The sequence below is a fragment of the Shewanella aquimarina genome (assembly GCF_023349185.1).
Taxonomy (GTDB): Bacteria; Pseudomonadota; Gammaproteobacteria; order Enterobacterales; family Shewanellaceae; genus Shewanella; species Shewanella aquimarina.
The window spans coordinates 204,460-217,203 of record NZ_JAKIKY010000007.1; the positions used below are offsets into that span (position 1 = coordinate 204,460).

Consider the following 12,744-nt stretch of genomic DNA (forward strand, 5'->3'; position numbering starts at 1 on the left):
TTTGTTATTGGCGATCTCATGTGGCGCTTAATTTTAGCCGGAGTCGAGCGCTTTTAGGGGCAAGCAATCAAGTAATAGGACATGCAGTAGATGGTATCTGTTAGAGAAGCACATTTTAAAGACGCAGATTTTCAATTGACCGAGTGGGTTAATCGTTATCTGAGTGACGCCGATGACGCCAGCACCTTACTCGCGCTGATCAAGCAGATCGAGTCGCTGGTGGCGAAACATGATGCTAACAATACCCTGCTGATCGGCCGTGCTCGAGAGCTGATCGAGATCTTAGCGCCGCTCAACATGGATATCGAGACCCTGCAGGCGGCGGTGATCTTCGTGGTGTTCGATGCTGGCCTGCTGACCGAGGAACAGATGCTTGAGCTGTTTGGCGACAAGCTCACCACCCTGGTTAATAGCGTGGTCACCATGGAAGCCATTGGGGCCCTTAAGGTCAACGAGCAGAGCCGTAACGCAGAACCCCAGATAGATAACATACGTAAGATGCTGCTGGCCATGGTTGAGGATGTCCGCGCCGTGGTGATCAAGCTGGCCGAGCGTATCTGTCTGCTGCGTGAGGTTAAGAACGCAGATGAGGAGACTCGTGTCTTACTGGCACGGGAGATCGCCGACATCTATGCGCCCCTGGCCAATCGCCTTGGCATAGGCCAGCTCAAGTGGGAGCTGGAAGATATCTCGTTTCGCTATCTGCACCCTGAGATCTACAAGGACATCGCCAAGCAGCTCGATGGCAAGCGGATGGATCGTGAGACCTATATAGATAACTTCGTCAATCAGCTACAGCAGCGATTGGATGACGAGCAGATCCGCGCCAAGGTCTATGGCAGGCCTAAGCATATCTACAGCATCTGGAAGAAGATGCGCGGTAAAGATCTTACCTTCGATGAACTCTTCGATGTGCGCGCGGTGCGAGTCGTCACCGAGCGTCTGCAGGACTGCTACGGCGCCTTGGGTGTGGTACACACGCTCTGGCATCATATTCCTAAAGAGTTTGACGATTATGTGGCCAACCCTAAACCCAATGGCTATCAGTCGATCCACACCATAGTTGTGGGGCCAGAGGGCAAGACGGTGGAGATCCAGATCCGTACCGAGCAGATGCATGAAGATGCCGAGCTGGGGGTGGCTGCCCACTGGAAGTATAAAGAGGGCACCACAGGCAAGCAGAGCGGCTACGAAGAGAAGATCAACTGGCTGCGTAAGATCCTGCAGTGGCAGGAAGATGTGGCCGAGAGCGGCAACCTGGTGGACGAGGTGCGTAGCCAGGTGTTTGAAGACAGAGCTTATGTGTTTACACCAAATGGCGACGTGGTGGATCTGCCCATGGGCTCAACCGTGCTGGATTTCGCCTACTATATCCACTCCCAGGTGGGCCATAGGTGTATCGGTGCCAAGGTCGATGGTCGTATCGTGCCCTTTACCTATCAGGTCGAAACCGGTGAACGGGTAGAGATCATCACCTCCAAGCATCCTAACCCTAAGCGCGACTGGCTTAACCCTAACCTGGGCTATATCAAGGCATCGCGCACCCGCTCTAAGATCCAGCATTGGTTCAAGCAGCAGGACAGAGACAAGAATATCGTCGCCGGCCGTGAGATGCTCGAGGCCGAACTGGCACGCTCTGGCCTGACACTGAAAGATGCTCACAGTGCGGTGGAACGCTTTAATATGGTGGGCATGGACGATCTGCTGGCCGGTATCGGCGGCGGTGACGTCAGGCTCAACCAGGTGGTCAACCACGTACAGAGCCGGATGAGGGTCAACGAAGTCTCCGAAGAGGAGGCGCTGGAAGATCTGCTGAAGAAGAATCAGGCGCGTTCCACCGGTAAAGGCAAGGGCCAGGTCGAGGTGAATGGCGTCGGTAATCTGCTCAGCCATATCGCCAAGTGTTGTCAGCCGGTGCCGGGAGATGAGATCTTCGGGTTTATCACTAAGGGCAGGGGGATCTCGGTTCACCGAGCCGATTGTGAGCAGGTGAAGGAGCTGATGCGGGTGCATCCCGAGCGCAGCGTCGATGTGGTCTGGGGTGAGAACTATTCCGGCGGCTATAAGCTCAAGCTCAAGGTGCTGGCCAATGATCGCAGCGGGCTGCTGAGGGATCTCACCTCTGTGCTGGCGGCAGAGAAATCAAACGTGCTGGCAATGAGCTCATCATCGGATGTGAAGACCCAGACCGCGGCTATCGAGCTGGAGCTTGAGCTATACAACCTCGAGGGCTTGTCACGGGTGATTGCCAAGTTGTCTCAGGTGAGTGGCGTTATTGAGGCGAGACGTCTCTAAGGCTTAAATGACAGTCTACATACAATAATTAAGAGGCGGCCCTGGCCGCCTTTTTAATGAGGTAAACGATGCAGAGCAAATCAGACATCCAGAGACTGCTGACCATAATGGAGCGGCTCAGAGACCCACAGACGGGTTGCCCCTGGGACAAGGCCCAGAGCTATCAGACCATAGTACCCTTCACGCTGGAAGAAGCCTTCGAAGTGGCCGACACCATAGAGCGCGGCGCCCTAGATGAGCTACCCGGGGAACTCGGCGATCTGCTGTTTCAGGTGATCTTCTATTGTCAGTTGGGTAAAGAGCAGGGCAGGTTCGATTTTGAGCAGGTGGTGGAGAAGATCTGCACTAAGCTCACCGAGCGTCATCCCCACGTATTTGGCGAGATGAGTCAGGCCTCAAGCGAGTCGGTGCGCGAGACCTGGGAGAGCATCAAGGCCAAGGAGCGCGCCGGGCGCTCGCTGCATTCGGTGCTGGATGATATTCCAAGGGCACTGCCAGCCCTGACCCGCGCGGCCAAGGTACAGCGCCGGGTGGCAACTGTGGGCTTCGACTGGAACGACTTAGGGCCTGTGGTGGCCAAGATCCATGAGGAGATCGATGAGGTGATGGTGGAGGTCGCCGCCCAGAATAGCGACAAGATGGAGGATGAGCTGGGTGATCTGTTGTTTGCCGTGGTGAATCTGGCCAGGCATCTTAAGCTGGACCCTGAGCAGGCGCTGCGCCGGGCGACCAACAAGTTTGAACATCGCTTTCGTGGTGTGGAGGCCCTGGCAGCCCAGGCGGACAAACCCATGCAGGCGCATACCCTTGAGGAACTGGATGCCTATTGGGAGCAAGTCAAGCGAAATGATCCCTTAAAAGGCTAAAATAGTTGCTGTTACCTATTTGTCGAATCCAAAGGGCTTTGATATAATAACGCCCCGTCCTAGTGCTTTCTTACAAGCACATATTTCCAACTCATTTTCTCAGGTTCAGCATGACTACAAGGTATATCTTCGTTACTGGTGGCGTGGTTTCATCACTAGGTAAAGGCATTGCAGCAGCATCATTGGCGGCAATTTTAGAGGCTCGGGGCCTTAACGTAACCATTATGAAGCTGGATCCTTATATTAACTTGGATCCGGGTACCATGAGCCCAACCCAGCACGGTGAAGTATTCGTCACCGAAGATGGTGCTGAAACTGACCTAGACCTGGGTCACTACGAGCGTTTCATTCGTACCAAGATGAACCGTCGTAACAACTTCACCACGGGTCGTATCTACGAGGAAGTGCTGCGCAAAGAGCGTCGTGGCGACTACTTAGGGGCTACCATTCAGGTGATCCCACACATCACCAATGCGATTAAAGAGAAAGTGCTTGAGGGCGGAGAAGGGCACGACGTGGCGATCGTAGAGATCGGCGGTACCGTTGGTGATATCGAGTCATTGCCTTTCCTTGAGTCTATTCGTCAGTTAGGCGTAGAACTCGGCCGTGACCGTACCTTATTTATGCATTTGACCCTGGTGCCTTTCCTGGGTGCGGCGGGCGAAGTGAAGACTAAACCTACCCAGCACTCGGTGAAAGAGCTTCGCTCAATCGGTATCGCGCCAGACGTATTGGTTTGCCGTGGTGACCGTGCGATCCCATCTAATGAGAAGGCGAAGATCTCGCTATTCTGTAACGTCGAAGAGCGTGCGGTTATTTCACTGAAAGATGTCGATAGCATCTATAAGATCCCGGCTCTGTTGAAGGCGCAAGGTCTGGACGACCTGGTCACCAAGCGTTTCGGCCTAGAGTGTAAAGAAGCCGATCTGTCTGAGTGGGAAAATGTGATCTATCAAGAAGCTAACCCAACCGGTGAAATCACTATCGGTATGGTGGGCAAGTACACTGAACTGCCAGATGCCTATAAGTCGGTGAACGAAGCGCTGAAACATGCGGGTCTGTTTAACCGCGTATCGGTCAACATCAAGTATATCGATTCACAAAACATCGAAGCCAAGGGCACTGAAGTGCTGGAAGGTCTCGACGGTATCCTGGTACCGGGTGGTTTTGGTGAGCGCGGCGTAGAAGGTAAGATCATGGCGGCCCAGTATGCCCGTGAGAATAACCTGCCGTATTTCGGTATCTGTCTGGGTATGCAAGTGGCGCTGATCGAGTTCGCTCGTCACGTGGCTGGTTTAGAAAATGCGCATTCAACCGAGTTCAACAAAGACACGCCGCACCCAGTTGTGGGCTTGATCACAGAATGGATTGACGAAAAAGGTAATATCGAGCAACGTCATGAAGAATCAGATCTCGGTGGCACCATGCGTCTAGGCGCGCAGCTGTGTCATCTGGTCGAAGGTACTAAGGCGGCAGAAGCCTACAAGGGACTGACCTGTGTAGAGCGTCACCGTCATCGTTACGAAGTGAATAACACATACAGAGAACGTTTAGAGAAAGCCGGCTTGGTATTCAGCGGTCTGTCGACAGATCGTCAGCTGGTTGAAATGATTGAACTACCTAACCACCCATGGTTCGTGGCGGGTCAGTTCCACCCTGAATTTACATCAACACCTCGCGATGGTCAGCCATTGTTCCAAGGTTTCGTTGCTGCAGCCGTTGCGTACCAGAAACGCGATTTAGGCTAATCTTTATACAAGAGCCGCTTCCGAGTCTCGGAGGCGGCTTTTTTGTTTCAGATGATGTAAATTTAGCGATAAGAATTTTAGTTTTGCATTAACTTTTAAACTTAAATCTTAAACTTAGAGTCGAGGAAATTATGGCTAAAATTATCAATGTCATTGGTCGCGAGATCATGGATTCACGCGGTAACCCAACGGTTGAAGCGGAAGTGCATCTAGATGGCGGTTTCGTAGGCATGGCAGCTGCACCATCGGGTGCTTCTACCGGTAGCCGCGAAGCATTAGAGCTGCGTGATGGTGACAAGAGCCGTTATATGGGTAAAGGCGTACTGACTGCTGTGGCTAACATCAATGGTCAGATCCGTGATGCCCTACTGGGTAAAGATGCGACGGCGCAAGCCGAGCTGGATCAGATCATGATCGACCTAGATGGCACTGAAAACAAAGACAAGCTAGGCGCGAACGCTATCCTGGCCGTGTCTCTGGCTGCTGCGAAAGCCGCTGCTGCCTTCAAAGGCATGCCACTATACGCGCACATCGCCGAGCTAAACGGTACTCCAGGCCAGTACTCTATGCCTGTACCTATGATGAACATCCTTAACGGTGGTGAGCACGCCGATAACAACGTTGATATCCAAGAGTTCATGGTTCAGCCTGTTGGTGCTAAGAGCTTCCGTGAAGCGCTGCGTATGGGCGCCGAGATCTTCCACAACCTGAAGAAGGTACTGCAAGAGCAAGGCCTTAACACGGCTGTGGGTGATGAAGGTGGTTTCGCGCCAAACCTGGCCTCTAACGCCGATGCACTAGCTGTTATCAAGGTTGCGGTAGAAAAAGCCGGTTACAAGCTGGGTGAAGACGTGACACTGGCCCTTGACTGTGCAGCCTCTGAGTTCTACAAAGACGGTCAATATGACCTGTCTGGCGAAGGCAAGGTATTTGACTCAAACGGTTTCTCTGACTTCCTGAAGTCTCTGACCGAAGAGTACCCAATCGTGTCTATCGAAGATGGCTTGGACGAATCAGATTGGGATGGCTGGGCTTACCAGACTCAAATCCTGGGCGATAAGATTCAGCTGGTGGGTGACGATCTGTTCGTAACCAACACTAAGATCCTAAGCCGCGGTATTGAAAACAAGATCGCTAACTCAATCCTGATCAAGTTCAACCAGATAGGTTCTTTGACTGAGACGCTGGCGGCAATTCGCATGGCGAAAGATGCTGGTTACACTGTGGTTATCTCTCACCGCAGCGGCGAAACCGAAGATGCGACCATCGCGGATCTGGCGGTAGCGACTGCGGCTGGCCAAATCAAGACCGGCTCTCTGTGTCGTAGTGACCGTGTTGCTAAGTACAACCAACTGCTACGTATCGAAGAGCAGTTAGGTGAAAAGGCTCCTTACAAGGGCCGTAGCGAGATCAAAGGTCAAGCATAACCGAGTTTTTACGGTTAATTTGGTAAAAGGCCACCACTTGGTGGCCTTTTTTGTTGTAATATCAGTTCAGCCTTTTAACAGAGATAAAGCCCATTAAGGATGAAGCGACTTCTTATCGCCATGTTTATGCTGCTTGGTCTGCTCCAGTATCGACTCTGGTGGGGACAAAATAGCCTTCCCGAATCTTTTCAGCTGCAGGAACAGATCAAGTTGCAGCGCGAGAGTAACGCCAAACTCATCGAACGAAATCAGGTACTCAAAGAAGAGATTCTCGACCTTAGACGCGGTACCGAGGCGCTTGAAGAACGCGCCCGCAACGAACTGGGGATGGTGAAACAGGGAGAGACCTTCTTTCGGGTAGTGGGTGAGCCTCAGCGTAAAGCCGAGATCGGCGAGCACTAACCTCAAACGGTTTCGCCTAAAAGTGACACGAGTTAACACCTATGATTAGTCGCATACAAGAGCTGGTTGCTATCGTGCCCGCCGCCGGCATAGGCGCGCGAATGGGCGCCGAGATCCCAAAGCAATATCTGATGTTAAATCATCAACCTATCCTGGCGCACACCTTAGATGTGCTATTGGCACATCCGCGCATCACCCAGGTGATTATTGCCCTGAACCCTGAAGATAACTATTTCGCCAAGCTGGTCCAGGCGGCCCATCCTAAGCTGATGACAGTTATCGGCGGTAAAGAGCGCGCCGATTCTGTGCTGAGCGCTCTCAAGGCGGCACCGAGTGATGCCTGGGCGCTGGTACATGATGCCGCGCGCCCCTGCCTGAGCGCCTTGGATATCGACAAGCTGATCGTCGCCTGCGAGACAGATGTGGGTGCTGAGCAGGGCGCCATACTGGCGATGCCGGTGCGCGACACCATGAAGCGCTCGGGTGAAGGGGGAGCTATTCAAGAGACCGTCTGCCGGGAGAATCTCTGGCATGCGCTGACACCCCAGCTGTTCCCGGTTCAGAGTCTTAAGCACAATCTTAATGATGCCCTGGCCGCGGATGTTGCCATTACCGATGAGGCCTCGGCGATGGAGTGGGCCGGAGGTCGGCCGCTATTGGTGAGTGGACGCTTCGACAACATCAAGGTGACCCATCCAGACGATCTGCAACTGGCGGCGCTGTTTCTGCAGGCGGCTGCGAGTGACTTAATTTCGAACACAGGTGAAAAGTAGATGAATATACGTATCGGCCACGGTTTCGATGTGCATAAATTCGGCGGCGAGTTACCGCTTATCCTCGGCGGGGTGGAAGTCCCCTATGATACCGGCCTGGTCGCGCACTCGGACGGTGACGTGGTGCTGCATGCCATCTCAGATGCCATTCTTGGCGCCATGGCCCTAGGGGATATCGGCAAACATTTTCCCGATACCGCCCCAGAATTTAAAGGGGCCGACAGCCGCGTGCTGCTACGTCACTGCTACCAGCTGGCGCTGGATAAGGGCTATAGGCTTGGTAATCTGGATGTCACCATCATCGCCCAGGCACCTAAGATGCTGCCCCATATTCAGGCGATACGCGAGTGTTTAAGCAGTGACTTAGACAGTGATATTGAAGCGATCAATGTAAAGGCTACCACCACAGAGAAGCTTGGCTTTACCGGGCGCAAAGAGGGGATAGCGGTGGAAGCCGTGGTGCTGATGTGCGCCTCCCTGAGATAAGAGAGAGTTATGACCCCACTACATTATTTGCATGGCCAGCCCGAGGCGAGCGCCGACTTAAGAACTTTTAATAGCGATTTTATCGTGCAGGAGCTATTGCCATTCCTCCCGACAGGAGAGGGGGAGCATCACATGCTGCACATTCGCAAAGAGGGGTTAAATACCGCCGATGTGGCGCGCATGCTCTCAAGTTTTGCAGGGGTGCATCCTAAAGAGGTGACCTTTGCCGGCCAGAAAGATAGACATGCCATCACTGAGCAGTGGTTCGGGGTGCGTATTCCCGGCAAGAGTATGCCCGACTGGCAGTCGCTCAACAGCGAGCAGCTCACCGTGCTTTCCAGTGCTCGTCACGGCAAGAAGCTGCGCACCGGCGCCCTCGCGGGTAACCGCTTCACCCTGACCTTAAGGGCTGTGTCTGACATGGACGCTTTGGTGCGGCGCATCGAGCTGATCAAAGCCACCGGCGTGCCAAACTACTTTGGCGAGCAACGCTTCGGCCACGATGGTAAGAATCTCACTTTTGGTCGTTTGATGCTCAGCGGACGCAAGAAGGTGAAAGACAGAAATAAGCGCAGCATCTATCTCTCTGCGGTGCGCTCTCATCTCTTTAATCAGCTGGTGAGCGAGAGACTGCGCCAGCATGAGCTGAAGACGCTCGAGGGCGACTGTGTGATGCTGGCCGGCAGCAAGAGCTATTTCGTGGCTAATCCTTGGGACGAGGAACTGATGGCCCGTCTGTCACAGAAGGACATCCAACTCTCGGCGCCCATGTGGGGCAGAGGTCAGGCATTGAGCGAAGCTGAGGCGTTAGCCTTTGAGCAGAGTGTTTGCCATCAGTACCCTGAGGATCTTGCTGGCCTGGAGCAGGCAGGTCTGAATCAGGAGCGTCGCCCCCTGCTGCTTATGCCCCAGCAACTGAGTTACGAGATTAAGGATGATGTCATAGTGATAAAGTTCGCCCTACCGGCCGGTAGCTTTGCCACCTCTGTGCTGCGGGAACTGGTGAATTATCAAGATGTCAAAGAGCGGGAATATCAGGCCAGAAAGGCCGCAGCGAGTGAAGAAGCCCATGATTAAGATATTGGTAAGCAATGATGATGGCATCACGGCGCCGGGTATCGCGGCCCTGTCCAATGCCCTGGCGAAGCACTTTGACGTGATGACAGTCGGTCCGGATCGCAACTGCTCCGGTGCCAGTAATTCACTAACCTTGACTAACCCTTTGAGAATTAATAAGTTAGACAATGGTTATATTTCCGTCAGTGGTACGCCAACCGATTGTGTACATCTGGCCATTCGCGAATTTTATGCCCATGAGCCGGATATCGTGGTGTCCGGCATCAATGCCGGTGCGAATATGGGGGATGACACCCTCTATTCGGGTACCGTCGCGGCGGCGATGGAAGGACGCTTTCTGGGCTTGCCGGCGATTGCCATCTCGCTTGTGGGCCGAGAACTGAAGCATTATGACAGCGCAGCCCATTACGCCTGTAAGATAGTGGCTGGCTTGATCGATAGCCCTATCGCTTCGGATCAGATCTTAAATGTGAATGTGCCGGACTTACCGCTCAGTGAGATCAAGGGCATAAAGGTGACCCGCCTCGGCGCCAGACACAGGGCCGAGGGCATGGTACGCATGCAAGATCCGGCCGGACGCGAAATATTTTGGCTGGGTCCGCCGGGTGAAGAGCAAGATGCCAGCGAAGGCACTGACTTTCATGCCGCGGCCAACGGCTATGTGTCGGTGACGCCATTGACGGTGGATCTGACCGCATTTGAACAAGTACCAAAGATAAAGCAATGGATAGAGCAATTATGAATGGGGTAGCCACAACGGCGGCATTGAATCTGGCACGTCACCTTCAGGGGGCGGGGATAGTTAATGCTGATGTTTTATCTGTGGTGGCGAAGACGCCGAGAGAGCTGTTTCTCGATGCGGCCCTGGGCCATAAGGCCTATGAAAATACTGCTCTGCCCATAGGACAGGGACAAACTATCTCTCAGCCCTACATAGTTGCGCGCATGACGGAGCTGCTGCTGGAATCGCATCCCAAGCGCGTATTGGAGATAGGCACAGGTTCTGGTTATCAGGCGGCTATATTGGCGCAGTTGGTGGATGAGCTCTGTACTGTCGAGCGCATCAAGAGCCTGCAGATCCAGGCGCGCCAACGTCTAAAGCGCCTCGATCTGCATAACGTCTCCTTTAAATATGGTGACGGCTGGAAGGGATGGGCGAACAAGGGGCCCTTCGACGCCATCATGGTGACGGCCGCGGCCAGCAGTGTGCCTCAGGCGCTGCTCCAGCAGTTGGCCGATGGCGGCGTGCTGGTTATCCCCGTCGGCGACGAGGTTCAACAATTGATGCGCGTGGTGCGCCAAGGCGACCAATTTCATTCGCAGACTATCGAGATGGTGAAGTTTGTCCCCCTGGTTAACGGTGAACTCGCCTAGTGGTGGTTGTCATGTTTTTCGCTGGCGCTAAGGGAATAGGGGAGCTGTCATGCTGAGCCCCCCGAGTCGGTGTAGGTTTTTGCAAAAGCTTGTTCAAAAGCCTGTCGGCATTCTATGTGTCTTGATGCTTACCTGTCTGCTGAACGCCTGTAGTTTTCAGGCCCATTCTCCCGCTCCCGTGGTCAATGTTAACTCGCCGGTGAAAAAAGCCTATAAACGAGGCGGCCTCACCTCCGACCACTATAAGGTCAGGCGTGGCGATACCCTCTATTCGATCGCCTGGGCGGCCAACAAAGATTTTGTCGAAATTGCCCGATATAACGGGCTTCGCAAGCCCTATACCATCTATCCAGGACAGGTTTTAAAGCTAAAATCGACAAACGCTGTTACAAATAGCAAAACCCAGCGTAGCACTCAGGTATCGAGTAAAAAAACGCAGCAAAATACAGTTAAAAGTCAACCTAAACAAACAGTTAAATCTAGTCAGCAGGTGGCTACCAGTAAAACGGCTCCGGTGAAAAAATCGCTTGATCGGGGCGATAAATCTGCGTACGCTGTAACAACTGGTCAACAAAATATTAACGGTGTTATCCACAAGCCCAGTAGCACCCTACCCAAGAAGGTTCAGCGCTGGCATTGGCCTGTTAAAGGCAAGTTGATCGGCACATTCTCTACCAAGGAGCAAGGTAATAAAGGGATTAAGATCGCAGGATCCCGAGGCGATCGCATTCAGGCCGCCGCCGATGGGCGAGTGGTGTATGCGGGAAATGCACTAAGGGGATACGGTAATCTGGTGATCATTAAGCATAGCGATGACTATCTCAGTGCTTATGCCCATGCCGATAAGATCTTAGTAAAAGAGAAGCAGTTCGTTACCGCGGGACAAACGGTGGCGAAAATGGGACAAACGGGTACCAACAGAGTGATGCTGCATTTCGAGATACGGTATCACGGCAAATCCGTTGACCCACTTAAATTTTTGCCTAAATCATAATTTTATAGGCGCCATTTTGGCAATTGGAGGACAGTAAAGTGCAGTAAATTAGCATGTAAAATTTGGGAGAGTATATTATGGGTCGTAAACAATCTACCGCCGTGGCGGAGCCCTTGGTTGACTTGTCTAAGAATGAGTCTGATCTATCAGTGACCAACAGCAAGGAGGTTTTGAAAGAAGCAGAACTAGAACAGCAAGTACAAGATGACTTACAAAAGAACTTAGATGCCACTCAGCTGTATTTAAGTGAAATTGGATTTTCCCCCCTATTGAGTGCGGAAGAGGAGGTTTATTTCTCACGTAAGGCCCTAAAAGGCTGTGAAAAATCTCGCAACCGTATGATTGAGAGTAATCTCAGACTCGTCGTAAAAATTGCACGTCGTTATAACAATCGTGGCTTAGCATTATTGGATCTGATTGAAGAAGGTAATTTAGGTTTGATCCGTGCCGTCGAAAAGTTCGATCCGGAACGCGGTTTTCGATTCTCTACCTATGCTACCTGGTGGATCCGCCAGACCATAGAACGTGCGATCATGAATCAAACCCGTACCATTCGCCTACCTATTCATGTGGTGAAGGAGCTCAACGTTTACCTTCGTACCGCTAGGGAACTCGCGCACAAGCTAGATCATGAGCCTACCGCCGAGGAGATCGCCGAGCAGTTAGACTTGCCCAGTAGCGATGTGAGTAAGATGCTTAAGCTCAATGAGCGTATCACCTCTGTCGATACACCGCTGGGTGGCGACAACGACAAGGCATTGCTGGACGTGTTAGCCGACGATGATTGCGTGGGCCCAGATTACAAGGTACAAGACGATGATATGTCTAAGTCTGTCGTACGCTGGCTAGACGAGCTGAACAGCAAGCAGAGAGAAGTGCTTGCCCGTCGTTTCGGTTTGCTAGGCTATGAGCCATCGACTCTTGAAAATGTCGGTAAGGAGATAGGTCTCACTCGTGAGAGAGTACGCCAGATCCAGGTGGAAGCCCTGAAACGGTTAAGAGATCTGCTCAGTGCACAAGGACTATCGGTAGAAGCTATCTTCAGAGTATAAGTGTGTATCGGGGTGTAGGCTTAAGGGCTGATTTAATGTACTTATTGCCGTTTTGAATTTGTCGCCTGGTTGAACTGGCCGTATGTTGGCTAGAAGGTCGATGAGCAGTGCTAGCGTCTTGTTGAGAAAAGTTGTGGTAAGCGCCCTAAGGTGTAAACCTTTTTCATGAAGAGCCGACCCCAGAATTAAAAAAAGCGCATCTCTAAGAGGTGCGCTTTTTGCTGTCTAGACTTGATTAACCTAGCTGTAT

12 protein-coding genes are annotated in these 12,744 nt (G+C 52.6%); all 12 read left to right on the top strand.

Features of this window, described 5'->3' with window-relative positions; translation table 11 throughout:
- The first annotated feature begins 90 nt into the window (after nucleotides 1–90).
- The 12 genes from relA (at nucleotide 91) to rpoS (ending at nucleotide 12,494) form a co-directional block, all read left to right on the top strand.
- Nucleotides 91–2,295, top strand: coding sequence for a GTP diphosphokinase (gene relA / locus L2731_RS10760; protein ID WP_249253087.1), 2,205 nt, complete (start codon nucleotides 91–93; stop codon nucleotides 2,293–2,295).
- A gap of 68 nt (nucleotides 2,296–2,363) precedes the next feature.
- Nucleotides 2,364–3,161, top strand: a complete 798-nt coding sequence (gene mazG, locus L2731_RS10765) for a nucleoside triphosphate pyrophosphohydrolase (RefSeq protein ID WP_249253088.1) — start codon at nucleotides 2,364–2,366, stop codon at nucleotides 3,159–3,161.
- A 110-nt stretch (nucleotides 3,162–3,271) separates the two neighbouring features.
- The gene (gene pyrG / locus L2731_RS10770) at nucleotides 3,272–4,909 is read left to right on the top strand and encodes a CTP synthase (RefSeq protein WP_041510479.1); all 1,638 of its coding nucleotides are present in this window, start codon (nucleotides 3,272–3,274) and stop codon (nucleotides 4,907–4,909) included.
- A gap of 131 nt (nucleotides 4,910–5,040) precedes the next feature.
- Nucleotides 5,041–6,336, top strand: a complete 1,296-nt coding sequence (gene eno, locus L2731_RS10775) for a phosphopyruvate hydratase (RefSeq protein WP_041510480.1) — start codon at nucleotides 5,041–5,043, stop codon at nucleotides 6,334–6,336.
- 99 nt (nucleotides 6,337–6,435) lie between these two features.
- On the top strand, nucleotides 6,436–6,738 hold the full coding sequence (ftsB, locus tag L2731_RS10780; protein ID WP_041510481.1) for a cell division protein FtsB: 303 nt from the start codon (nucleotides 6,436–6,438) through the stop codon (nucleotides 6,736–6,738).
- Nucleotides 6,739–6,779: 41 nt separating this feature from the next.
- Entirely contained in the window at nucleotides 6,780–7,511 is a 732-nt protein-coding gene (gene ispD, locus L2731_RS10785) for a 2-C-methyl-D-erythritol 4-phosphate cytidylyltransferase (protein WP_239849958.1), read from the top strand.
- Nucleotides 7,512–7,997 carry a 2-C-methyl-D-erythritol 2,4-cyclodiphosphate synthase gene (gene ispF / locus L2731_RS10790; RefSeq protein ID WP_249253089.1) on the top strand — a complete coding sequence of 162 codons (486 nt, stop codon included), beginning with the start codon at nucleotides 7,512–7,514 and terminating at the stop codon, nucleotides 7,995–7,997.
- 9 nt (nucleotides 7,998–8,006) lie between these two features.
- A complete protein-coding gene (truD, locus tag L2731_RS10795) occupies nucleotides 8,007–9,074 on the top strand; it encodes a tRNA pseudouridine(13) synthase TruD (protein WP_249253090.1) in 1,068 nt (355 codons plus the stop codon).
- Nucleotides 9,067–9,816 carry a 5'/3'-nucleotidase SurE gene (gene surE, locus L2731_RS10800; protein ID WP_249253091.1) on the top strand — a complete coding sequence of 250 codons (750 nt, stop codon included), beginning with the start codon at nucleotides 9,067–9,069 and terminating at the stop codon, nucleotides 9,814–9,816. The genes truD and surE overlap by 8 nt, the downstream gene beginning before the upstream one ends.
- Nucleotides 9,813–10,448, top strand: a complete 636-nt coding sequence (locus L2731_RS10805; RefSeq protein ID WP_239851030.1) for a protein-L-isoaspartate(D-aspartate) O-methyltransferase — start codon at nucleotides 9,813–9,815, stop codon at nucleotides 10,446–10,448. The genes surE and L2731_RS10805 overlap by 4 nt, the downstream gene beginning before the upstream one ends.
- Before the next feature lie 49 nt (nucleotides 10,449–10,497).
- Nucleotides 10,498–11,442: a peptidoglycan DD-metalloendopeptidase family protein gene (locus L2731_RS10810; protein ID WP_415837029.1), complete on the top strand. Its 945-nt coding sequence runs from the start codon at nucleotides 10,498–10,500 to the stop codon at nucleotides 11,440–11,442.
- A 77-nt stretch (nucleotides 11,443–11,519) separates the two neighbouring features.
- Nucleotides 11,520–12,494: an RNA polymerase sigma factor RpoS gene (gene rpoS / locus L2731_RS10815; RefSeq protein ID WP_041510486.1), complete on the top strand. Its 975-nt coding sequence runs from the start codon at nucleotides 11,520–11,522 to the stop codon at nucleotides 12,492–12,494.
- Nucleotides 12,495–12,744 lie beyond the last annotated feature (250 nt).

Bases quoted from the DNA above. Each gene is read 5' to 3' on its own strand.
- ispF (WP_249253089.1), top strand. From the start codon at position 7,512: ATGAATATACGTATCGGCCACGGTTTCGATGTGCATAAATTCGGCGGC.
- ispD (WP_239849958.1), top strand. From the start codon at position 6,780: ATGATTAGTCGCATACAAGAGCTGGTTGCTATCGTGCCCGCCGCCGGC.
- eno (WP_041510480.1), top strand. From the start codon at position 5,041: ATGGCTAAAATTATCAATGTCATTGGTCGCGAGATCATGGATTCACGC.
- L2731_RS10805 (WP_239851030.1), top strand. From the start codon at position 9,813: ATGAATGGGGTAGCCACAACGGCGGCATTGAATCTGGCACGTCACCTT.
- relA (WP_249253087.1), top strand. From the start codon at position 91: ATGGTATCTGTTAGAGAAGCACATTTTAAAGACGCAGATTTTCAATTG.
- surE (WP_249253091.1), top strand. From the start codon at position 9,067: ATGATTAAGATATTGGTAAGCAATGATGATGGCATCACGGCGCCGGGT.
- mazG (WP_249253088.1), top strand. From the start codon at position 2,364: ATGCAGAGCAAATCAGACATCCAGAGACTGCTGACCATAATGGAGCGG.
- L2731_RS10810 (WP_415837029.1), top strand. From the start codon at position 10,498: ATGCTGAGCCCCCCGAGTCGGTGTAGGTTTTTGCAAAAGCTTGTTCAA.
- pyrG (WP_041510479.1), top strand. From the start codon at position 3,272: ATGACTACAAGGTATATCTTCGTTACTGGTGGCGTGGTTTCATCACTA.
- ftsB (WP_041510481.1), top strand. From the start codon at position 6,436: ATGAAGCGACTTCTTATCGCCATGTTTATGCTGCTTGGTCTGCTCCAG.
- truD (WP_249253090.1), top strand. From the start codon at position 8,007: ATGACCCCACTACATTATTTGCATGGCCAGCCCGAGGCGAGCGCCGAC.
- rpoS (WP_041510486.1), top strand. From the start codon at position 11,520: ATGGGTCGTAAACAATCTACCGCCGTGGCGGAGCCCTTGGTTGACTTG.